Genomic DNA, 23,435 nt, shown 5'->3' on the forward strand with positions numbered 1-23,435 from the left:
ATCCGTACCGCTACAGGCCCCATGATTCTTCTGGTTTTATGTATATCGGGGGGACTTATCGCCTGCGGGGATCCCCCTCCTCATATTGTTTCTATAAATCCCAGAACCGGAACGCCGGGAGAGATCCTCACTATTTTGGGCGAAAATTTTGGGGATGTCCAGGATAAATCCTATGTTACCATCGCGCAGATTTTCCCCACCATGTCCTCATATATCGAATGGACGGATACAAAAATTGCCCTGCGGCTCCCGGAATTTGGGGAATCCGCCCTTATATATATCCAAAGGGGGGATAAAAAAAGCAACCCTGTCTTAATTTCCAATCGGACTACCCTACCTCAGCCGACGTCCGGGTCCGATATGGATAAAAGCCCCCGGATATTGTCGGTCGAACCGAGTTCCGCGGTCATTGGGGCTTTGATTATCATTCAGGGAAGTAATTTTGGTTCGAGCCGGGATACCAGCGGGGTATTTTTTACCCGGGATGAGGACTCGCCCCTCCGGGATACCATTCCCGTATGGACGGAAGTTTTTGATTCCAATTTTGGATATGAATTGTGGAGTGATCGGGAAATTCAAGTCCGGGTCCCCGACGGCGCGGCCAGCGGGAATCTTGAGATTCGGACATTCCGAGGAAATTCAGAACCATTTTTTTTTGAAATTACCGATAAACCCGGAACCAAAGTTTTTGGGGAGAAACAGACCTATACCCTCAATTATACGGTGGGGATTCAGACCAGGGAAGTACCGGCTTCCCATTCTCTTTACCTTTGGCTTCCCCGGCCGGTTCTTTCGTCTTCCCAACCATCGGTTCAGCTCTTATCCTGGACCAGGGCGCCTTTTATGGAAAATTATCGGGAGACGGTCCTGTTTAAATTCAATGATCTCGCCCCTTATACCACCATGGAGACTACCCTCTCCTTTCGGCTGGAAACATACGCCATTACGACCAATATCAAAGAGTCGTTGATCAAGGAAAGCGGTACCTTTCCCATGGAAACGGTTTATACCCTTCCTGGCCCATTGATCCCTTCGGACCATGCCTTGATCAAGACCCATACCAATACCATTATTGGGCGGGAACGGAATCCTTACCTGAAGGCCCGGAAAATATACGATTGGCTTATTACCCAGGGGGGAATACGGTGGGAACCCGTAACCGGAGGTGTTCTGGAAGCCTTGGACAGGAAACGGACCGATCCCTATGGGGCGGCCCTGTTTTTCTGCGCCATGGCCAGGGCCGGGGGTATCCCCGCTCTGCCCGTATCAGGGGTTTTAATCGGCCGGTCCCAGAAGGCGATCCGCCACTATTGGGCGGAGTTTTGGATTGACGGGTTCGGCTGGATACCCCTGGATCCCGCCTTGGGAACGGGGACTGTCCCGGCTGATTTTGCCTTTACCCTCCGGCAAGATCGGGCGGCTTACTATTTCGGCAATATGGATAACCGGCATGTTGCCTTTTCCCGGGGAGAACGGGTCTTATCCCAAATGGAAGTCCGGGGAAAAACCGTGTCCCGGGAACGGGATTTTGCCCTGCAAAACATCTGGGAAGAATCTTCCGGGGGTATTAACTATGATTCCCAATGGGGAGATGTTATAATTACTTCGTTAGAAGAATAACTAATCGTGATAGGTGGTACTGGTGTATCATGATAAGAGGTAAGGAGTATATATGATAACGGTTATTTCCCTGGGGGGGTCCATTGTCGCCCCCGATGGGGTGGATGAAAAATTTCTCAAGGACTTTGTATCCCTTATCGGAGAGTTTTTGCGGGAAGATGAAAAACGGCGCTTTATCTTAGTGGTAGGCGGCGGAGGTCCCGCCCGGGCTTGGCAGCAATCATACCGCAGGATAAGTACCGCGGTAATGGCTGAAGCGGCTGATTGGATAGGCGTTATGGCTACCCGGCTTAATGCCCAACTGGTAAAGGCGGTGATGGGAGAATGGTGCACTCAGGAGGTGGTCACCGATCCTTCCCGGGTGGGTCCCCTGGTTGGCCGGGTCCTGGTGGCGGCAGGATGGAAACCGGGATTTTCCTCGGACTACGATGCGGTACTCCTGGCGGAACGGTTCCAGGCAGATAAAGTTATCAACCTGTCTAATATCGAACAGGTTTACAGCGATGATCCTCGGACCAATCCGGAAGCAAAACCCCTGACCGCTTTATCCTGGACGGAATTCCGTGCCCTGGTCGGTGATGAATGGGTTCCCGGTAAAAACGTGCCCTTTGACCCGGTGGCAAGCCGCCACGGGGCAAAAATCGGCCTCACGGTAATATGTGCCGGGGGACGAAATCTGGAAAACTTAAAAAAAATCCTCCGGGAAGAAGATTTTTTAGGTACCACCATACATCCTTAATGAAGGGCTTCCTAAAATGGCCCGCCTGGGCCGTTGAATAGAGTACGGTTTTAAATTCAGGGATCAATCCTTACCCCCAGGATACGCTTAAGGTTCCATTCTGCTCGGATAGACTTCATACCCGGCTTGCTTTAGACCGGTTATTTTGGTTATCATTGAGGCGGTTCCAAAACTTCAGTTTTGGATAAGTTCATTATAAACACGAAAACATCATAAGGAGAACATAATGGAAATATCCGCTCTTCAAAAATTTCGTTATGCTTATAAACCAAAACTGCCCGCCGGGTTGGCCGGGGAAATTACCGAGATAGCCCTTGAATTAGGCGCCCCTACCGAATCCGTGTCGGATCAGGGGGAACTACGGGAACTTTTTAAACATACCTATGGTAAGCCCCTGGTAACCTTTGTTACGGGAAAAAATGAAAAAATACAAAAAAAATTAACCGTGGGGGTAATCCTTTCCGGGGGACAGGCTCCGGGGGGACACAATGTTATCGCCGGTCTTTTTGACGGCCTTAAAAAGGGAAATACCGATTCAAAGCTCTATGGATTTCTCGGCGGTCCCGGAGGGTTTACGGACAATAAGGCCCTGGAAATTACCGGGGATTTTATCGATCACTACCGCAATACCGGCGGCTTTGATATGATAGGTTCGGGGAGAACCAAAATTGAAACCCCGGAACAATTTGCCGCAGCCTTGGAAACAGCCAAAAAACTTAACCTGGATGCGGTGGTCATCATCGGAGGAGATGATTCCAATACCAACGCGGCCCTCCTGGCGGAATATTTCCTAAGCCAGGGATCGGCGGTCCAAGTAATCGGGTGCCCAAAAACCATAGATGGGGATCTGAAAAATCAATATATCGAAGCGTCCTTTGGTTTTGATACGGCGGTAAAAACCTACAGCGAACTCATCGGAAACATAGCGCGGGACGCCAATAGCGCCAAAAAGTATTGGCATTTTATCAGGCTCATGGGCCGTTCCGCAAGCCACATTGCCCTGGAATGCGCCCTGCAAACTCAGCCGAATATCTGCCTTATCTCCGAGGAGGTGGAGGCGAAGAATTTTTCCCTGGGCCGGATTGTGGATCAGATCTGCGACGCCGTGGTAAAACGAGCGGAAAACAAGGAAAATTTCGGGGTGGTTTTGATCCCCGAAGGGGTCGTGGAATTTATCCCGGAAATGAAAAAACTTATCGCCGAGTTGAACGATGTAATAGCGGTCAACGCCGAAACCTTTGCCACTCTTGGGGGCTTTGAAGACCAGCGCGCCTGGCTTGCGGGTATCCTTTCTCCCGGTTCCCATTCCCTTTTTCAAAGCCTTCCGGGGGAAATCGCCCAACAGCTTATTATGGATCGGGATCCCCACGGTAATGTTCAGGTTTCCCGGATTGAAACGGAGAAGCTTCTCATCAGTATGGTAGAAAAAAAACTTTCGAAACTCAAAAAAGCCGGAACCTATGGGGGAAAATTCAGTGCCCTGGGACATTTTTTTGGATATGAAGGCCGCTGCGCCTTTCCTTCGAACTTCGATGCTGACTACTGTTACACCTTGGGATTCAGCGCTTTTGTGCTCATCGCCTCGGGACTTACCGGTTATCTTTCCAGTGTACGGAACCTCACCGCCCCGGCGGACCAGTGGACAGCCGGAGGGGTACCCCTTACCATGATGATGAATATGGAACACCGAAAGGGTTCCAAAAAGCCGGTAATCAAAAAGGCCCTGGTAGAATTGGAAGGGGCGCCCTTTAAGACCTTTGTTGAGGCCCGGGATACCTGGGCGGTAAAAACCAGTTTTGTTTTTCCTGGGGCCATCCAATATTACGGCCCTCCGGAGCTCTGCGATCAGCCGACCAAGACCCTCCGGTTGGAACACCGGGCAGAAGGCCGGTAATTGACTCGCGGCGAGGGTTTCATATCCCGTGGCTCTGCCGGGCGATAAAAATAAGGAGGGATGTTATGGAAAGAAGGTGCGTCTTTGCTTTGTGGTTGATGCTCCTGGCCGGAACAGGTTTGACGGCCCAATCAGGAATGGATGTTTCGGGAACAAGCGAGAATCTGTCCCGGGAAAAAAACGGGACGGCGCCGTCAGAGGCGGTCCGGAAAACGTTGGTCCCCCTTAAACGGATAGCCCTTTTCTCCTCCGGGGTCGCTTATTTTGAACATCAGGGGGACGTTTCGGGTTCCGTGAGGATAGACCTCCCCTTTAAAATAGCGGCGGTTAATGACGCCCTTAAATCCCTGGTTATTAATGACCCCCGCTCCCCTTCCCCATCGGTAAGTTACCCTTCGGAGGAGACCTTATACCGGACCCTGAAGAGTCTCAGGATCGATCTTTCAGGGAATACCGATATCGTGGAGCTATTACGAGGGCTTACCGGCACGGACATAGAGGTATATACCTCTACCCTCATTGCGGGGAGGATCCTGGGGATCGAATACCGGCCGGCGATACCGGCGGAGGAATCCTCTCCCCGGGGATCGCCGGAGGCTTGGCTTTCCCTCGTGACCCCCCAGGGCATACGGGCGGTGGGGCTCCGGGAAATAAGCCGTTTTGTTTTTAAAGATCCGGAGATCAACGCCGATTTAAACCGGGCCCTGGACCTTATCAGGGATTCCCGGGTTTCGGATACCCGTAATCTGCGGGTAGAACTCCCCGGTTCATCCGAGCGGAACATCTCCATAAGTTACGTGATCCCCGCCCCGGTATGGAAGGTTTCCTACCGTCTGGATCTATCCCGGGACAATCCCTTCCTCCAAGGTTGGGCTATAGTGGATAATGCCGGGGATGTAGACTGGGATGGGGTGGAACTCTCCCTGGTTACGGGGAAACCGGTCTCCTTTGTTCAGAACCTCTATCCCCCCTACTACGTGAACCGGCCGGTGCTGCCCTTGGCAATCGCCGGCGCCGCCGAGGCCCGGACCTATGATTCGGGATATGCGGCCCAGGGCTACCCGGAGGACAGTGCGGCTAAAATCCGGTCTGCCCCTCGGGTACAATACGTCCAGGAAACCTATGATGAGATGGCGGAAATGCCGGCGCCGGCCCCCAACGTAGCCGGGGGGGTTATGGAAACCGCCCTGCCTTCGATGGCGGGGGATCAGTTTGAATTTACCCTCCGGCATCCGGTCAGTCTTGCCCGGCAGCAAAGCGCCATGCTGCCCCTGGTAGCGGGGGAACTCCTGGCGGAAAAGGTTCTGGTTTTTTCCGGGGCAAATACCGTAAACAAGGGGATCATCCACCCCGCTATCAGTGTGGAACTGACCAATACCACCGGAATGCGGCTCCCCGCGGGGCCTATTACGGTTTTTGACGGTGGAACCTATGCCGGTGACGCACTGATCGATTTTTTTCCGGAGGGGGAAAAAAGGCTCATCTCCTACGGGGATGAGCTTTCCGTTAACGGCAGGGTAAACTCCTCTGTTTCCCGGGTGGTAAGCGCCGTCACGGTTAACCGGGGAGTTATGACCATTTCCCGGAAACTGATTTACGAAAAAGCCTATGTCTTTAAAAACAATTCCCGGGAGGGAAAACGGCTTATCCTGGAGCATCCGCTTATCCTGAATGCAACCCTCACCGAGCCCGCTTCTTTTTATGAGCGAACCGATGCGCTCTACCGCTTCGAACTGACCCTTGACGCCGGGGGGGAACAGTATTTTACCGTAAAAGAGGAAAGCCCCCTGGCTGAGCGGATAACCCTGGCCCAGCTCGGACTTGATTCCCTCATGTCCTACGCATCCAATGGGGAAATTCCCCCCGCGGTACGAGCCGCCCTGACCCGGGGGGTAGAACTCCAGCAAAAAACCGCGGCAGCCAAAACCGCCCTCACCACGGTGGAAACCCAGCGGACCCGGCTTATCGCAGAACAGGACCGGATCCGGCGGAATCTGGAAGCCGCGGGGAACCAAAGTGCCCAGGGCCAGGAGTATCTCCGGCGGATGGCCGTTATGGATGGGGAGATCGATACCCTCAATGCCGCCATTGCGGATGCTGAAAAAAATCTCCGGGATGCCCAAAACAACTTCGATGTTTTTCTGGGGTCAATAAATTTATAGACCCTTACAACACGGTGGGACTTTGCCGCGTTTTGCCTGTTCACGTACGTTATACGCAATTTTTTTGCCCCCAATTTGTTGCCGTACCGAAGAACCCGCTTACCGGTTCGCGGGGAAGCTCCTTGACGCGGGGAATGTAGTGGTTTTTTACTACCATAATAATATCAAGCTATTGAATGGATTTTACCGGTAAGCTAAAATACTCATAAAATGAGCCGTAAAAGCGCCCGTCTAAGCAACAAAACGCCCCAAGGAACCGCCAGTTCCTCGAAGCGGAACTGCACAGGAACCAAGGAACCAAGGAACCAAGGAACCAAGGAACCAAGGAACCAAGGAACCAAGGAACCAAGGAACCAAGGAACCAAGGAACCAAGGAACCAAGGGAACCAAGGAACCAAGGAACCAAGGAACCAAGGAACCAAGGAACCAAGGAACCAAGGAACCAAGGAACCAAGGAACCAAGGAACCAAGGAATTATGGGCCGGTAACCGGCTCTGTCAAGCCCCCCCATGGGGGGCAGCCCTCCACGGCAATTCCGCAAAGCGGAATTGCCGCTCATACCGCATATACCGATAGTTTCTCATGTTTCCCGAAAAAACGCCGGAGGGTTCCCCGCATAGGAACCTTCCGGTTTTTTTATATGTTTTTTTGTTGGCGGAACAGTAAAACCGTCCGGAGGATTTTATGAAAAGCATAAAGACCATTGTTTCATGCGGACTTATCGCCCTGGCGGTGGTAATCACCTTTGCGGGCTGCGCCAGCACCGGCGGCGGCGCTGCCGTCGTTACCGCTACCGGCGAAGACGGACAGTTTACCGCCATTGCTATTCCCGGTGCGTATAATGACACCCTTGCCGCGGCATTGGATTGGATCGGCGCCAACGCGAAGGAAGGCGGCGCGTATACCATTACGGTAAAGGCCGATGAAACGAGCGCTCCCCGGCAGCTTTCCTACGATGGCAAGCGGGTAAGCATAACCATACAAGGCGATACGGCAGATCGGGCGGTTAGTTTAAGCGGGAAGGGCGCGCTTTTTGCCGTGGAAAACGGGGTTGCGCTGATCCTGGACAACAACCTTACGCTCAAAGGGCGGGGGAACCGCGAGAGCGCCGCCAATGAACGCGCCCTGGTTGAGGTACACTCCGGCGGCATTTTGCAGGTGAAGGCGGGCGCTGTTATTACGGATAATTATAATGCCGATAATGGCGGCGGTGGGGTGCAGATCCACGAAAACGGAACCTTCACCATGATGGGCGGCGAGATACGCGGCAACACCGCCAAGGGTGGTGGTGGAGTGTCTATCTACAAGGGAACCTTCACCCTAACGGGTGGCACGATAAACGGCAACACCGCTACCGAATGGGGCGGCGGTGGGGTGCAGGTCGGCGAAAACGCAGTCTTCACCCTGACGGGCGGCGAGATACGCGGCAACACCGCAACCGAAGGCTCAGGCGGCGGGGTAAATGTCGGCAACAAGGGCGCGTTCACCCTGGAGAACGGCACGATAAGCGGCAACACCGCCGACAAAGGTCACGGCGGCGGGGTGTCCGTCGGCGAAAACGCAACGTTCACCCTGAAAGGCGGCGAAGTGAGCGGCAACACCGCCAAAAACGGCGGCGGGGTGAATATCCACAAAGACACCTTCACCATGGAGGGCGGCGCGATACGCGATAATACTGCCACCGAAAGCGGCGGCGGGATGTCTGTCGGCGAAAATGCCACGTTCACCCTGAAAGGCGGCACGATAAGCGGCAACACAACCGCCAAGGCAGGCGGCGGGATGAATGTCGTGAGGGGAACCTTCATCATGGAGGGCGGCGAGGTCCGCGGTAACACCGCCGGGGGCGGCGGCGGGATAGCTGTCTCAGGAGGAACCTTCATCAAAAAGGGCGGGACCATCTACGGCGATACCGATAAAACCCATACCGCGGGCAGTAGCGAAAACACCGCTACGGGCGGCAACGGGCACGCGGTTTTGCTCGAGGACGGCGGTAAACGGCGTTATGCCGACACGGGCCCGGAGGTTAAGCTCTACGCCCAGTGGGAGAGCAGTGCCCGGGCCTGGACGTATAACGACCCCGCCGCAGGCGGCGTGGGGGATACGGCGGGGGCCTGGGAGAACTAAGAATAGAAGGAAAGAAAAGACCGGGAGCGGCTCACAAAAGACAATGGGCGGCCCATAAAAGACAGGGAGCCACTCCCAAAAGACCAAGAGCCGCCCCTAAAAGACAATGAGCAGCTCACAAAAGACAATGCGCCGCTCACAAAAGACCATGAGCGGCGCATAAAAGACCGGGAGCCGTAAATAAAAACCGGTGAGCGGTTTACCATCATCAATATCGTACTAGAGAACAATAAGGAGTGAAAAATGGCCCATAATGCCGATTATATCCCCACCCGGGATGCTGATTTTGACGGCTGGTTCCTGAACTACCAGAACTATGTGGTAACAAAGACCTCCGGGACGCCCCCCGCGTGGACGCACATCCCCGCGGAAAAGGTTACGGCCCTGGCAGCCCGCTACGACGCCTGGCACGCCGCGTACCTCAAGACGGTGGGGCCCCATACGCGGGTGGACACCGAGGCCAAAAACGACGAGCGGAAAGCCGCCAAAGCCGTTATCCGCCCCTTCACGGCCCAGTACCTCAAGTTTGATCCGGTTACCAACGAGGACCGCACCGCCATGGGCGTCCACAACAAGGATACCATTCCTACCCCCTCCGGCGTGCCCGCCACCGTGCCGGTCCTGGAGGAACTCAAGCCCCTGGGCAACGCCCGGGTGGAAATCCGCGTCCACGACGAGAAGACACCGGAGAGCCGCGCCATCCCCTACGGCTGCAACGGCTGTGTGGTGAAATACGCCTGGGGCAAGGAGCCCATCACCGACCGGGACGCCCTCACCCAAAGCAGGCTGATAACCCGCTTCCCCTACACCCTCGATCTGCCGCCTGAAGCCTCCGGTTCGGTGCTGTCAATTACCGCCTGCTGGCAGAACCGGGACCTTATGGGCAGGCCCAGCGGGATAGCGTGCGTGGTGGTTTCGTAAACAGCCGGAACGATAGGGATTATCGGGGTTACCGGATTAATATTTCCGCAGCAATTCCATGGGGGGTATTTTCCCTGCCCGGTGGGCAGGAATCCAGGAGGCGAGCATGGAACAGAGAATCGTAAAAAAACCGATAAAAAAAATCATGGTCCAATCAATGATAATGGGGATGATTTCAAGGTAAAATCCGGGATCGAGGATCTTAACCGTTCCTTCCCGGTTAAAAAGAGATGAAAAAAAACCAAGGACGATTTCCAGGCCATGAATAAGGGAATTGATGTAATTTCCTATGATAAGCCCCAGGGCAATGCCAATAAGTGCCCCCAATAGACCGGTTAAAAAAGAACCGCAGAGAAAAATCCGGCTGATTTCCCGGGGGTTTGTCCCGAAAGCCTTGAGGACCGCGATATCCCGGCTGCGCTCAATGACCAGCATGGATGTGGCAGAGGATACATTGACCGCCGCCACCACCACAATGAGGGCCATGATAAAGAGGAGAAGCTGCCGGGTGGATTCGTAGGATTGATATTGGGAACGTTGTAGTTCTTTCCAGGTATAGATTCCAAATCCGGGCCCCAGGGTTTGATAGAGGGATGCGGCAACCCTATTGGCATCCTTATAGGGATCGGCTATTTTTACGATCAGATGGGTATAGGATAATTCCGGTGCCAGAAACTGTTTGCCCCCTTCATAACTCATAATGCACCAAAGGGAATCCAATTCCCGATACCCGGAAGAAACAATACCCCGGACCGTAAAGGGAAGAAACCGGGGAATATTCCTGCCGTCTTCGGTCACCCGGATGGTCATGATTCTGACGGTATCCCCCACTGCAACCCCTGCGGATTGGGCCAGTTCTTCTCCCAAAAGAACCTCCCGGGGGGATTCGATTTTTGTGGTTCCCGAAAGGGTAATCAGATAACTACCCCGTTCATCATAATTCCAAAAAGCAGGATCCACCGCCCGGATAGCGGCCCCGGTCTTTCCCGATTTACCTACCAGGACCCCCAAGCCTTGCTGTTCGGGCCAAATCCCCCGGACTTCCCCAATTCCGGACATGCGGGGGATTAGGTCCTCAATATCCCCGGGATCTCTGAAGTTATATACCTGCAGGTGACCGGTCCCTAATTCAAGATACCGGTCGGTAATTCCCCGGATCATACCGTCCGCCACAATAAGGGTAACTATGATAGGAATAAGGCTGAGGGCTATCCCTGCCACCGCGCCCCTGAGGTACCGCCCCCCCTCACGGGCCCTGCCGAGAAGGTACCGGAGGGCAACAAAAAAACTGGAACCAAACTTCACCGCCGGTCCCCGCTTATTTCGGTTTTCCGGAGGATACCCGCTTCCAGGGTATAGCGGAGCCCGGCCCGCTTTGCCACCTGTTCCTCATGGGTAACCACAATCAGGGTTTTACCCCACTTTTCCGCCCCGGCGTATAAAAGTTCCGCCACCACCAAACTGTTCACCGGATCCAGGTTACCCGTGGGCTCGTCCGCAAGAATGATATCGGGGTCATTAACCATGGCCCGGGCTACCGCTACCCGCTGCCGTTCTCCGCCGGAAAGCTGAGAAGGGAAATGGTGGATCCGTTCCTCCATCTTCACATCCCCCAGAAGGACCCGGGCCCGTTCCAGGGCATCCTTCTTCCGCATCCCCGCCATATACGCGGGAAGCATGACGTTTTCCAATGCGGTAAAATCCTTTAATAGATAGTGAAACTGAAAAATAAAACCCACCTTATGGCTTCGGTAGGAACTCAAGCCGCTCTCCGAAAGTCCGGTGATTTTCACCCCGCCCACATCAACGGACCCGGCATCAGCACGGTCAAGACCGCCCAGGATATTGAGGAGGGTGCTTTTCCCGCTGCCGCTGTGACCGCTGACGGCTACGGAACTCCCCTCGGGTATATCAAAGGTGATACCCTTGAGGATATGCAAAATTTCCGCGCCGGATTTATAATCCTTGACGATGTCCCGAACCGATACCAGTATGTTTTTTCCATCGACTTCATTCATAACGCAGCACCTCCGCCGGCCTAGTGAGGGAAATCTTTCTTGAGGCAAACCAGGCGGCAAAAACCGCGGATAAAAAACCAAACATGAAGATCAAGAATACTTCCTGGGGAATGACCCGGGAGGGAATCTCTTTAATATAAAAAACCGTCGGGGAAAAAAAAGCGAATCCCCCATCCCCCGGGACACCGGAACCGAATAAAGAAAGGGATATAAAATTAAACAGATCGATAAAGCCGTTGACCACGGTCTCAAGGACGGTAAAAAAGACGCCGATGTTACAGGCTAAAATAAGCCCCAAGAGGGTTCCAAGTCCTGCTCCCGTGATACCGATAAAAAACCCGTCCCAGACAAAAATAAGCCGTACCGCCCGGTCACTCCCCCCCACCGCCCGAAGCAGCCCGATATCCTCCCGGCGTTCCAGTACCGCCTTCCGCTGGGCCTGGAAAATATTGAGCCCTACCACGATAAAGATGAGTCCCACCAAAACAAACATCAGGAGTTTTTCCGTCCGCAGGGCACCAAAAAAAGCCCGGTTATAGTCCCGCCAGGATTTGATGGTATACCCCTCCCCCTCCTTAAATTCGGGAAGATCCCGGAGCCGGGCGGCTATCCGCTGATCCTGCCAGCGGTTTTTAAGTTTTATTCCCAGAGAAAGGGTATCCTTTCCCGCAAGCAGGATGGCTTTATCCAGGTTGATAAAGGCCCAACCCAGATCGTATTCATAAAACTCGGTTCTAAAGATCCCCCTCACCGTAAAAACGGAATCTTCCGGAGAAGCATCCTCGGGGAATATTCCTGAAATGGAAAGAAGAGAGAGTTCATCCCCCACATCCACATCAAGCCGCCGGGCCAGTTCTACCCCTAGCAGTATGGAATCGGCTCCGGTTATGTCAAAGCTTCCCCGGACCATATCGATTTTTTTTGCCATCCCCGCATCCCTTTCCAGGGCGTCCGGGGGCAGCCCCCGAACCGCCGCCACCTGTTGTCCTCCCCAGTTTCCCCGGATTATACCGGTAAGTTCCAGAAAAGGAAGGATAGCGGTAACTCCCGGAAGGGCGGCGACTTCCATAACCCGGTTCTTTTCAGCTTCGGGAAGAGATTCAAGGCGTATATGAAAAGAAGATATTTCCAGGATGCTTTCGATAAACCCCAACTGGAATCCATTCATCACCGCCAGGATCACCGTCAAGGCCAAAACACCGATAAAAATTCCCAATGCCGCGAGGATCATGGAGGAATTTGACCGGTCCTTCCGTTTTTTTGAAATATACCGGGCTGCCACAAAACCTATCCACCGAAAGCTGCCCATTAGTCTGTGGTCTCCGGCCGGGAACGGATCCGCTCTTCGGATGTTTTGCGGCCCTCTTCCCAGATCGCCCTGAGGACAGGCCGTCCCTGCATATATAAGGTCTCCACCTCCCGCGGACCTTCGAGTCGGACCATCCGTTCCAAAACACCCTTGTTGTAATTCCGCTCCTCTATACGGTCCCCCGCATCATCGTATTCATATTCAAGCAGCCGATCATCTTCCCCGGCAATCCAATGCACCGATTGAATTTTATTATCCTCGGACCACGTGTTTTTGATTTCGCCTATAACCTCGTCCGCTTCATCATATCTGGTTTCAGTGAGGATCCTCCCCCGGCTATCGGTGGTATATACGACCCGGTCGCCCCGGTTTATAAAAACATCCTGTAAAAAAATCGAGCTATAGGCAGCATTAGGGCCGATGAAATTCCCCGGTCTCCCCACGTCAAGTACCATATGGGGAAACCGTACCCTGTCCATAGGAATATCGCTATGGTATACCCGGTTAATCCCCCGGATGGAAGCGAAGCGGCTATACCGGTAATAATCGGTCCATAGGTTCTGAGTAATTTCTTCCTCCTCATCGGAAGGGGGGATTTTGAGCCTGGTTTCGGTTCTGATAAGGATCTTATTGTTATACATATAGTTGATTATTTCATCGGAACCGTCAGTATTCAAACGGTGTTCTTCCACCATAAGGTTATCCCCATTATAAATTTCAATAAACCCCGGAGGACCCTGGGATGTATCCTCCGTTTCCTCTTCCGAGTCGGGGGTATCCTCCTCGGCAGAGGCTTCAAGGGGAGGGATAAGCACCGCGTTCAACCTTGTTTTCCCCCCGGAGTCTCTGAATATCCATTGCCGCCGGGATTCATTACCGTTTTCATAGAGAATTCGCCGTTCAATCAGGAAGCTAGGATTATAATAACCGCGTATCTCAGGGGGTAATTCTGAGGCCTGAACCGTTTCAACGGAAAGGGCATATTTTTCCCGCAACGCGAGCCGAGAAAAGGCCGGTTCCAGGGCCATTCCCGCGGCATTAGAGATATACCAGTCCGCCGCACCGGCGATCTCCGCCGCCATAAAAAGGAAAAGCGGAAGGCGATACCATCCCTTAATGGCCGGCCTCCTTTGAGGACCCGGGGCTTTCTAAAGGTTCCAGGCCTACAAAATTTCTTGTGTATTCCCGGGGATCAAAAAATTGGAGGTCCCCGTATCTTTCACCGTCACATAAAAAGATCACCGGAAGGTGAAGCTCCGCGGCTAAGGAATATACCACCCCTCCTTTGGCGCCGGAATCGTATTTGGTAAGGATGATCCCGTCCAGGGTAACCGCTCCATGAAAAATCTCGGCCTGGGCCAGGGCATTCCTGCCGGTGGTGGCATCCAATACCAGCCACTTCACATAAAATCCCCCCGCCACCTTGGATTCCACCACCCGGTCTATTTTTTTTAATTCCTCCACCAGGGCGGTTTTGGTATGCATCCGGCCGGCGGTATCGGCGATGATCACCTCTCCGCCCCCCGCCTGGGCGGCTTCCACCGCGTCATAAACCACCGCCGCGGGATCTCCCCCGGGTTTATGGGCAATAACCCGGCTCCCTATCCGTTCGCCATGGATCTTAAGCTGATCGACGGCCGCCGCCCGAAAGGTATCCGCCGCCGCCAGCAGGGGCCTGCCCCGGTTCAGGGACAAGACCCGGTGGGCCAGTTTTGCGGCGGTAGTGGTTTTTCCAACCCCGTTAACCCCCAAAAGAAGGATTACCCCCATTTTTTGCGGGCTCGATACCGGTTTTGCCGGGGATCTAAAAAAGTCATATACGGAATCACCCTTATCGGAAAAACCCGATGGTAAAAGCTCCTGGGTCAAAATTTCCGCCAAAGCACGGCGTACCCCTTCTCCGTCGTTTATCTTTTCTTTTCTGCAATGTTCCTTGAGTTTATCCACGGTTTTGAACGCTTCAACGGCGCCGAAATCCCCCTCTACCAGGAGATCGGCCAGGTCCTCATATAATTCATCGTTAATTGCCTTTTTTACTCCAAAAAAACTTTTTATACGACCGGCAAAACTGTTTGCTTTCATAAAAAATGCCTTCCTATTTTAGCAAGGGAACCGCATCTTCGCTGGCGGTAGAAATATAACCGTAGGTCCGGTATAACCATTCGCCGATAAAGAAACCGGTTGTCACAAAAGCGCCGAGGAAAAAATAAGTATTATGAAGGAGTACATTTGAACTTTGAGGATACAAACCAGGATTCTGTCCGTGAACAGTGGGCGCATAGGCGGTTGATATTCCATAGAGCAGTACCGTCAAAGGCAGGGCTATCCAAAACCGTCCCCAAGCTCCGTAAAATTTATGCCTCGCCGTTTCAACCTGGTTTTCTCCGGGAAGATAGGACATGGACGGTTTTAACGTGATGAGGTTTCCTGCCCGGTTCGGCGTGGCGCTAAAAGCCATCGAATCGGTACTTCCCCCGGGAGTCTCAATCCAGATATATTCATATTGATTTTTGGGTACCATCATGCTTAGGGGAGGTTCCCCGAGAAAGAGGGCACCCCGGTACAGTGCCCCCTGGGGGGAGGTATCGGAAACCCTGATATCAAACCTGTCCTGTGGAGTGGGGGGTAAGGTGAGGGTCAAATCCGTAAGTTCCCCGGAATTAAGCTCCAAGGGGGTGGAAATCAGGCCATAGTTTTCCGCAAAGGCTTCTATGATTACCTCCCCGGGGGGATATTCTAAAATATCGGTCTTCCCCAAACCTGCAAAGGAGTTTTGGATCATGATGAGCGCATCTTCGGGATCAGTTTTAACCGCCACCATAGCCGGGAGCGTTCCGGACACCTCGCCGGCCAAACGGTTCGCTAATTCAGTCATGGCGGAGTTTATATCTTCGGGAGAAAAGATAATGGTATCCTCATAGATAAAGGAACGGGCATAGAGGGTATACAGCTTAAGGCTTAAATTTATCCGCCCGAAGTATTCAAATACCTCTCCCAAAAGCAGGGCATCGGCTTTCTGGTTTACGCAGAAGGAATACTCCCCTCCCTCCTGGGGGGGAGGGGGAAAGGAACCGTTAAGATTGGCCTCGGTAAGGATAAATGCCGGTTTGACCGCAATGGGAGGACTTTCCTCCTCGGTCTTTTTCAGTGCCTGCTCAAGTTTTTTTATTTCCTCTTCAATAATTTCCAGCCGGCTTCGATACTTCCAATCCGGCTCACCCTTAAAGAGCAGAAGATCCCGCTCATTCCGTTTCGCCGTAAGACTTTTAGCCGCTTCGGTCCTGGATTTGGACCAGGCGGCGCCCTCATAATAGGCATATTCCGGGGCGGATCGTTCCCGGCGTTCCACCCGGTTAAGGGCGTAAACCAGGTCCCTCGCCAAAATATCCCCGATAAATTGCCGGCCGGGGGGCAGTTTCGTAATATCCAAGGCGCTGATACAGAGGGTCCACTCCGTATTAAGGGGTTCTTTCGGCTCTTCCTGGGTCTTTCCCCGTCCGAATACCGCCGGAACCGAAACAATTAAAAATACGAGGGAACCCAAAAAAAGAGCCCGCCGATGATCGCCCTTTGTTTTTTTAGGCGTGGGAGTTATTCCAAGCAAAGCGTAAATACTCCTCTATAAAAAGATCTATGTCTCCATCCATTACGGCCTGGATATTACCAATTTCGGCCTTGGTTCGGTAATCCTTAACCATGGTATAGGGCTGGAATACATAGGACCTGATTTGATTTCCCCAGGAAATATCCTTTTTTTCCTGGGCAAACTTTTCGTTTTCCTTTTCTTTTTCCTGCCGGTAATACTCATACAACCGGGCTTTGAGCATACTCATGGCGATGGCCCGGTTTTTAATCTGGCTCCGTTCATTCTGACAGGCCACCACGATCCCCGTGGGAAGATGGGTAAACCGGACAGCGCTGTCGGTCTTGTTCACATGCTGCCCCCCGGCGCCCCCGGAACGGTAGGTATCCACCCGGAGATCTTCGGGGCGTATATCCACTTCTATGGTATCGTCTATGACCGGGAACACATACACCGACGCGAAGGAAGTATGCCGCCGGGCATTGGCGTCAAAGGGGGATATCCTTACCAATCTATGCACCCCGGATTCTCCCTTGAGGTATCCGTAGGCATAATCCCCCGCTATTCGGGCAGTGGCGGACTTGATTCCTCCTTCGGCTTCCAGGCGATCCACCTCCTCTATGGCAAAGCCCTTTCGCTCCGCCCAGCGCAAGTACATCCGGTAAAGCATCTGGGACCAGTCGCAGGCTTCGGTTCCCCCGGCGCCGGAATGGATGGTAAGGAAACAACCGTTACCGTCCACCTCCCCGGGCATGAGTTCAAAAATATTCCGTTCCTCATACCGGGTGGAAATGGCCTTTAAAGCGGCTTCAATTTCCGCTCCCTGGGATTCGTCATGGGCCTCTTCGGCCAGTTCATAGAGAACGGCTAAATCGTCAATTTCCGCCACCAACTCCTTCCAGGGTTCATACCTGTTTTTGAGGGCCTTAAGTTCCCCCATGGTTTTTTCCGCCTGGGCCGAATCATTCCAGAAATTACTTTCCCCTGCCCGGGCTTCCAGGGCGCTTATCCGATCCCCAAAGGAAGACGCCTCAAAGACGCCTCCAGGTAGCGTAGATCCGGGCCTTTAATTCGGTAATGGGTCCCCCTAATTCGGATAATAACATAATCACTCCTTTCCGGACATAAACATACTTCATAGGATATGAAAAAGTACCGGTTAAGTCAAAGGGTAATAAACCCTCCGCCCCGGAGTCTCCGAATAATCCGGTGAGAGAGCCGGTTTCAACATTCGGTCGGTTTGGGGAAAGCCTTGTCTAATATTTAAATTCGCTCTCCCCGATAAATTCCCTGAGGATACTCTGCCCCGGTACAAATTGGGGAGGGATAGGGGCGAAATTTTCAAGAAAAGAGAGGAGCCGCACCGCCTCGGAGTATTCGGGTATATCCGGTTTTACCAAACGGAGCAGGGGCTCAGCATAAAATTTCAGGACCGCCAATTCATAATCCAGGGCGGAATTAAAAGCCACATCCGCCGCATTCTGAAAGGGGAATATGTGTTTCCGTTCACCCCGCTGAACGCTGGGCCACATCTTGATAGTACCCACGGCACTGTTTCCCCGGAATTGATAATCCCGAACAATCCGCCGCAAAAGCCGGTTATCACTGGTGGGGATACGGTTATGGTCATCCAGGTTGAGCTGGGTGAGGGCGGATACATAGAGCTTAAATTTTTTATCCCCCTCTATCTGGGGGGTCAGGGCATCGTTCAGACCGTGGATACCTTCCACGATGAGGATGGTCCTCCTGGTCATCCGGACCCGCCGGCCCTCCCCTTCCCTGCGTCTTCCTATTTTGAAGTCAAAGAAGGGAATTTCCACCTCTTTACCGTCCAAAAGGGCCAGCAGTTGTTCGTTAAGATAGGGTACATCCAGGGCTTCGAGACATTCGTAATCAGGCTCTCCTTTTTCATCCCGGGGGGTCTTATCGGTATTGACATAATAATCGTCCAAGCTTATGGCCACCGGGTCTATGCCCATAACCTTAAGCTGGATGGAGAGCCGCTTGGCGGTGGTGGTTTTACCGGAACTGGAGGGACCGGCAATGAGGATTACCTTGACGGTATTCTGTTTTTCATATATTTTCGCGGCGATTTCGGCTATTTTATTAACCTGGAAGGCCTCGGCAATCCTGATATACTCTTTGACGGTCCGTTCCGATACCAGCCGGTTGAGATGTCCCACCGCGTGGACCCCCACGATGCGGCCCCACATTTTATATTCACGGTAGACCGAAAAGATCTTGGGACTGTCTTCAAAGGGATCAAGGGCATTACCTCTGCCGACACCGGGGAAGCAGAGGAGAAACCCCTCATGGTAGGGCAAAAGGGAAAAGGCCCTTAGGATCCCGGTCCGGTTTACCAGGGGGGCAATATAAAGATCCACAAACCCTTTACACTCATTAATCTTGATCTTGGATTCACTCCGCTGCTCCAGGAGGAGGCTGGTATCGGTTTGTTTGTTTTTTTTAAAGAGCGCCAGGGCTTCCCCATAGGCCATATACCCAAAGGAAATGGGGAGGTCCTCCGCAACCAGGTTGTTCATTTCCCGGGTAAGATCCGCAATCTCCTTATGGTGGGGCTTTTTTTCATCCGCAAAGGTATAATAATAGCTATTCCCCAAGGAATGCCCCACATAGAGGCTCCGATCGGGAAATAGATTCCGGGCGGCCACCGCCAGGAGAAAGGCCAGGGACCGGCGATAGATCATGACCCCGTCGGGGGCTTCCAGGGGTACGGGCTCCAGGGTTGAATTGACTTCAAGCCTGGTGGAGAGGGGCAAAATTTCATTATTTACCCGTACCGCCGCCACTCCTCCGGGAATGACGCCGAAACGGTCTAAAAGGGTGTCCACCTGGGTCCCAAAGGGACAGCCGATGGAAGAACCATCAGGAAAATATACCTGGATCTCGTTCATAAATACTCCTCTAAAAAACGAAAGGGTTTTTAAACCGACTCAATCTATAAATCCCCCAGGTAATTCCTGATAAGGTCCAATTTGAGGGTCCGCAGCTTTTGGGTCATAGAAACTTTGTAAATGTGGGGATTGAGGAAGCGTTTGTAACTCGTATCAAAGGTTTCCAGGCCCACTTGAACCTTCTTTTGAATTTCTTTAAGAGAAGGGAGAACCGCCGTCACTTCCTCCTGGGCAAGCCGTAACTTAAGGAGGGGTTCCGCGGAACCCTCCACGGTATGATAAAAATGGCGGTAATCCGCCGATGGATGCCAAAAGGCATAGCGGTTCCCCGGTTCTATGGTTTCAGGGCCGGCGGGATCATCCTCCCGGCTGAGGACATCCGCCACGGCCATTCCCTGGGAATCCTTTACCCGCCAGACCTGTTTTACCGCGGGGTTGGTGGTCTTTTCGGGGTTGTCGGAGAATTTCATAACCGGTATTGGGCGGCCCTCCCCGTTCTCCCGGGCGGCGAGTTTATATACCCCGGTAAAAGCCGCCTCATTGCCCCCGGTCACCATATTGGTCCCCACCCCCCAGGAGTCAATGGGAGCCCCCGCGTCGGTAAGGGTTTGGATGATGGTTTCATCCAGATCATTGGAAACCGCAATGGTTGCTTTGGTAAGACCGGCGGCATCAAAAAGCTTCCGGACTTCCATGGAGAGGTAGTGGATATCCCCGGAATCAAGGCGGACCCCGAAATTTTTCCCTTGGGCGGTGAGGCGTCTCCCTGCCTTTATCGCATTTAATACCCCGCTTTTCAAGGTATCATAGGTATCGATAAGAAAAATGGTCCGGTCCGGGTACATCTGTGCATAGGCCTCGAAAGCCTCCTCTTCGCTGTTGTGGGCCATGACCCAGGAATGGGCCATAGTTCCCAAAACAGGGATCCCGAATTCCTTGCCCGCCAGGATATTGGAGGTACCCACGGCGCCGCCGATAAAGGCCGCCCGGGAAGCCGACATGGCCCCGTCGTACCCCTGGGCCCGGCGAAGACCGAATTCCATGAGCGAACCTTTGCCGGATGCAAGCCAGATCCGGGCGGTTTTGGTAGCGATGAGGCTTTGAAAATTAATGATATTGAGGATCAGCCCTTCTATTATCTGGCATTGGATAAGCTCCCCCCGGATCCTGATGATGGGTTCCTGGGGGAATATCACGGTCCCTTCATCCATGGCCCAGAGGGAGCCGGTAAAGCGAAAACCCGAGAGATAATCGAGAAAGTCCTTTTCGAAAATACCAAGACCCGCCAAATAGGCGATATCTTCGGGGGAATAGGAAAAGGTTTTGATCGCCTCCAACAAAGTCCCCAATCCGGCAAATATGGAAAATCCCCCGGAAAAGGGCTGCCGACGGAAAAACATCTCAAACACCGCCTGGGAATTAAGCCCCTTCTTCCAGTAGCCTTGGGCCATGGTAAGGGAATAAAAATCCGCGAATAACGCTGAAATATGGTTCATACTATATCCCGGGAAGCGATAAAGATCGCCCCCCCGTCCTTCATGGTTTTGACGGCCCGCTCCACCGAGCCTGGGGGATAATCCACCCCCGCCACCGCATCCTCCAGGACCATAACCCTATAGCCCAGCCGAATTCCATCCATCACACTATAAAACACACAATAATCCGTGGCGAGCCCCCCTATCAAAATGGTATTGATGGAACGGGCCCGGAGGTAATCATGAAGTTCCGTCGGAGTACACCGGTCATTTTCAAAAAAAGCGGAGTAGGAATCCAGATCTTCCCGGGATCCCTTACGGAGGCTCAGGGTAAAAAGATCCCTCCGGAGCTCATCATGAAAATCGGCGCCCTCACTGTCCTGTATGCAATGAACCGGCCACAGGATCTGGGATATTTCCCTATGGATAGGATCCAGGCCGGGAAACCGCTGCCGATACCGCCGTACCGCCTCTTCCGAAACCGGCAGGGTGATAAGGTCGTTAATTTGCTTTCCCGGATGGGATGCGGCAAAGGAAACGTGCCGGAGGGGATGCCAATCCTGGGTGGCGATAGTTTCTCCCTTTCTTTCGGCAAATTTTTCCGCCGCCCGGTTGATGGGTCCAATAACCCTATCCCCCCGGTTTACCGCCAAGGCTCCGGCAGGCCGTTTTTTGCCGTCCTTTGAAAGATAGGCCGGACAAAAATCATTTTGGATGTCAATTGCCAGAAGCACGGATTTAGAAAAATCGATCGTCATAAATCGCTCCTCTTTCTATAATACGACGGAAAAAGGGATGCGACAAGATTTCCCGTGTGAGGTTGCGGGACAAAGCCTTATTGGAGTATACTATACTGAAAAGGAGATTTAAAATCTATGGTTCTAAAAACTCGGCGGAATATTAAAGTCATGGCGATACTTATAACCCTGGGTATGGCGGTTCAGAGTTTTTCTTTGGAAAATACCCCTGGAAACCATAGTACATCCATCGAAACAAGGGGAGTTACCTCCCTTATCATCTCATATACCACGGCTCACCTTACCCTATTGGAAAGTGATAACGATGAATTGATATTAAAAGCGTATACGAATGGGAATACGCTGGAAAATTTTGGGAATATTTCCCTTGAGGGTTCCGTCCTTTCTATTATAGATGGCCAATGGACTGCCTCTAATCAGACGAATGTTAAAATTGAGGTATATATCCCCCGGTCTTACCGGCAAAATTGCAGTATCTTTATTAATACCGGTACCCTTACGTCCGAAACGGAGCTTACCTTAAAAAATTTGGCGGTAGAGCTTTCCAGCGGTTCCGTAACCCTGGGGCGGGTCGCGGCTGAAAATATATACATAAAGTCGTCCAATGGAAATATCAGGATAGATCATGCGGAAGGTAATATGTGGCTTGATGCCATCAGCGGCTCCATCCTGGTTCAATCCGCCCGGGGCGCAGGGACTTTCCGAACCTCCTTGGGATGGATAACCATGGGGATGGAATATGTAACCGGGAACCTTTCATTCGAGACCGGCATCGGGGCCATAGTCCTGTCCCTGCCCGAGACGCTTTCCTTTAACTTCGATGCCCTGACAGGAAGCGGAAATATACGGCTTGATTCACCGGACCAACAGTACCACCGGGCGAACAGCGGTCCGTTGAAAATGCCGGTCGGTCCTGAGCCGGTATATACCATACGATCCCGAACCGGTGTGGGGAATATCACCATGCATATGAATATACGCCCCCCGGAGGAAATGCTTTAGGACCCGCGCAGAAACAACATGACCGAATGGTCATGTTGTTTCTTTATTGCGTAAGCAATTAGAACAAAATGCCCTGCATTTTATTCTTGTGCGGGTCCTTAGCATCGAGAAGCTTGTACCAAAACGTAAGCTGGTTTTGGAACCGCCCTGGAGTATCCGGTCTTTCACTCAAGACTTTTCCTGCTGACCGTAATATGCTCCGGCACCGTGTTTGCGGAGGTAATGCTTATCCAACAATTCCCCCTGCATTGGCTGAAGGGCGGACGTCAACAGGCGGGCATGCCAGGCCATCATGGCTACTTCTTCCAAAACCACGGCATTATGGACCGCTTCCGCGGGATCCTTCCCCCAAGAAAAAGGACCATGGCTATGGACCAATACGGCGGGAACCGCATCGTAGTCCCGGTCGTTAAAGGTTTCTACGATAACCCTGCCCGTTTCCCATTCATAGTTTTCCCGGATCTCCTCCGCGGTCATCCGCCTGGTACAGGGGATCTCCCCATAGAAATAATCCCCATGGGTTGTACCGTAAGGGGGTACACCGGTTCCGGCCTGGGCAAAGATGGTCGCCCAACGGCTATGGGTATGTACCACCCCGCCGATATTCGGAAAAGCCCGGTATAACTCCAGATGGGTGTCGGTATCAGAGGAAGGGTTCAGCGTCCCCTCAAGCTTCCGGCCCTCCAGGTCAAGGACTACCATATCACCAGGGCTAAGTTTATCGTACGCAACCCCCGAAGGTTTTATCACCACCACCCCCCGGCCACGGTCAATACCGGAAACATTACCCCAGGTAAAGGTAACCAACCCGTACCGGGGGAGCAGCAAATTGGCCTCGCAAACCGCCTGTTTTAATTGTTCTACCATAATTTTTCCCTTTTATAGAACGTTATTATAAATACCAATAAAAATATA

General features: G+C 52.7%; 18 protein-coding genes. 7 read left to right on the forward strand and 11 right to left on the reverse strand.

The window, feature by feature from the left end:
- Positions 1-21: 21 nt before the first annotated feature.
- The 6 genes from LQZ21_RS02170 to LQZ21_RS02195 all read left to right on the forward strand — a co-directional run bounded on the left by LQZ21_RS02170 (position 22) and on the right by LQZ21_RS02195 (position 9,460).
- Positions 22-1,620, forward strand: coding sequence for a transglutaminase domain-containing protein (locus LQZ21_RS02170; RefSeq protein ID WP_411042500.1), 1,599 nt, complete (start codon positions 22-24; stop codon positions 1,618-1,620).
- Positions 1,621-1,672: 52 nt separating this feature from the next.
- Positions 1,673-2,359 carry a UMP kinase gene (gene pyrH, locus LQZ21_RS02175; protein ID WP_411042501.1) on the forward strand — a complete coding sequence of 229 codons (687 nt, stop codon included), beginning with the start codon at positions 1,673-1,675 and terminating at the stop codon, positions 2,357-2,359.
- 226 nt (positions 2,360-2,585) lie between these two features.
- Complete coding sequence (locus LQZ21_RS02180; protein WP_411042502.1) at positions 2,586-4,253, forward strand: diphosphate--fructose-6-phosphate 1-phosphotransferase; 1,668 nt, start codon at positions 2,586-2,588, stop codon at positions 4,251-4,253.
- A 65-nt stretch (positions 4,254-4,318) separates the two neighbouring features.
- On the forward strand, positions 4,319-6,415 hold the full coding sequence (locus LQZ21_RS02185; protein WP_411042503.1) for a hypothetical protein: 2,097 nt from the start codon (positions 4,319-4,321) through the stop codon (positions 6,413-6,415).
- Positions 6,416-7,099: 684 nt separating this feature from the next.
- Positions 7,100-8,539: a right-handed parallel beta-helix repeat-containing protein gene (locus LQZ21_RS02190; protein ID WP_411042504.1), complete on the forward strand. Its 1,440-nt coding sequence runs from the start codon at positions 7,100-7,102 to the stop codon at positions 8,537-8,539.
- 243 nt (positions 8,540-8,782) lie between these two features.
- Positions 8,783-9,460, forward strand: a complete 678-nt coding sequence (locus tag LQZ21_RS02195; RefSeq protein ID WP_411042505.1) for a hypothetical protein — start codon at positions 8,783-8,785, stop codon at positions 9,458-9,460.
- 36 nt (positions 9,461-9,496) lie between these two features.
- Here the strand turns inward: LQZ21_RS02195 and LQZ21_RS02200 are convergent, their stop codons facing one another.
- From LQZ21_RS02200 to LQZ21_RS02245, 10 genes are all read right to left on the reverse strand, one after another.
- Positions 9,497-10,765 carry an FtsX-like permease family protein gene (locus LQZ21_RS02200; RefSeq protein ID WP_411042506.1) on the reverse strand — a complete coding sequence of 423 codons (1,269 nt, stop codon included), beginning with the start codon at positions 10,763-10,765 and terminating at the stop codon, positions 9,497-9,499.
- Entirely contained in the window at positions 10,762-11,478 is a 717-nt protein-coding gene (locus LQZ21_RS02205; protein ID WP_411042507.1) for an ABC transporter ATP-binding protein, read from the reverse strand. Before LQZ21_RS02205 ends, LQZ21_RS02200 begins: the two co-directional genes overlap by 4 nt.
- The gene (locus LQZ21_RS02210) at positions 11,471-12,787 is read right to left on the reverse strand and encodes an ABC transporter permease (protein ID WP_411042508.1); all 1,317 of its coding nucleotides are present in this window, start codon (positions 12,785-12,787) and stop codon (positions 11,471-11,473) included. Before LQZ21_RS02210 ends, LQZ21_RS02205 begins: the two co-directional genes overlap by 8 nt.
- Entirely contained in the window at positions 12,787-13,869 is a 1,083-nt protein-coding gene (locus LQZ21_RS02215; protein ID WP_411042509.1) for a hypothetical protein, read from the reverse strand. The genes LQZ21_RS02210 and LQZ21_RS02215 overlap by 1 nt, the downstream gene beginning before the upstream one ends.
- A gap of 31 nt (positions 13,870-13,900) precedes the next feature.
- Positions 13,901-14,869 carry a signal recognition particle-docking protein FtsY gene (gene ftsY / locus LQZ21_RS02220; protein ID WP_411042510.1) on the reverse strand — a complete coding sequence of 323 codons (969 nt, stop codon included), beginning with the start codon at positions 14,867-14,869 and terminating at the stop codon, positions 13,901-13,903.
- Between the two features lie 13 nt (positions 14,870-14,882).
- Complete coding sequence (locus tag LQZ21_RS02225; protein ID WP_411042511.1) at positions 14,883-16,331, reverse strand: hypothetical protein; 1,449 nt, start codon at positions 16,329-16,331, stop codon at positions 14,883-14,885.
- Between the two features lie 34 nt (positions 16,332-16,365).
- Positions 16,366-17,476 (reverse strand): peptide chain release factor 2 gene (prfB, locus tag LQZ21_RS02230; protein ID WP_411042512.1). Its coding sequence is split into 2 segments (ribosomal slippage): positions 16,366-17,403 and positions 17,405-17,476, totalling 1,110 coding nucleotides; the frame shifts between segments, so codons are not numbered across the junction.
- A 150-nt stretch (positions 17,477-17,626) separates the two neighbouring features.
- Positions 17,627-19,285 carry a nucleoside kinase gene (locus LQZ21_RS02235; protein WP_411042513.1) on the reverse strand — a complete coding sequence of 553 codons (1,659 nt, stop codon included), beginning with the start codon at positions 19,283-19,285 and terminating at the stop codon, positions 17,627-17,629.
- Between the two features lie 44 nt (positions 19,286-19,329).
- Positions 19,330-20,781 carry a nicotinate phosphoribosyltransferase gene (locus LQZ21_RS02240; protein WP_411042514.1) on the reverse strand — a complete coding sequence of 484 codons (1,452 nt, stop codon included), beginning with the start codon at positions 20,779-20,781 and terminating at the stop codon, positions 19,330-19,332.
- Positions 20,778-21,518, reverse strand: a complete 741-nt coding sequence (locus LQZ21_RS02245) for a nicotinamidase (protein WP_411042515.1) — start codon at positions 21,516-21,518, stop codon at positions 20,778-20,780. Before LQZ21_RS02245 ends, LQZ21_RS02240 begins: the two co-directional genes overlap by 4 nt.
- A 150-nt stretch (positions 21,519-21,668) precedes the next feature.
- On the opposite strand from LQZ21_RS02245, the gene LQZ21_RS02250 reads away from it, so the two are divergent.
- Positions 21,669-22,520 carry a DUF4097 family beta strand repeat-containing protein gene (locus LQZ21_RS02250; protein ID WP_411042516.1) on the forward strand — a complete coding sequence of 284 codons (852 nt, stop codon included), beginning with the start codon at positions 21,669-21,671 and terminating at the stop codon, positions 22,518-22,520.
- A gap of 168 nt (positions 22,521-22,688) precedes the next feature.
- Here LQZ21_RS02250 and araD read toward each other — a convergent pair whose 3' ends face one another.
- On the reverse strand, positions 22,689-23,387 hold the full coding sequence (gene araD, locus LQZ21_RS02255) for an L-ribulose-5-phosphate 4-epimerase (protein ID WP_411042517.1): 699 nt from the start codon (positions 23,385-23,387) through the stop codon (positions 22,689-22,691).
- Positions 23,388-23,435: the final 48 nt, after the last annotated feature.

It is taken from the genome of Treponema sp. TIM-1 (genome assembly GCF_046533115.1).
GTDB lineage: Bacteria > Spirochaetota > Spirochaetia > Treponematales > Breznakiellaceae > JAIRMO01.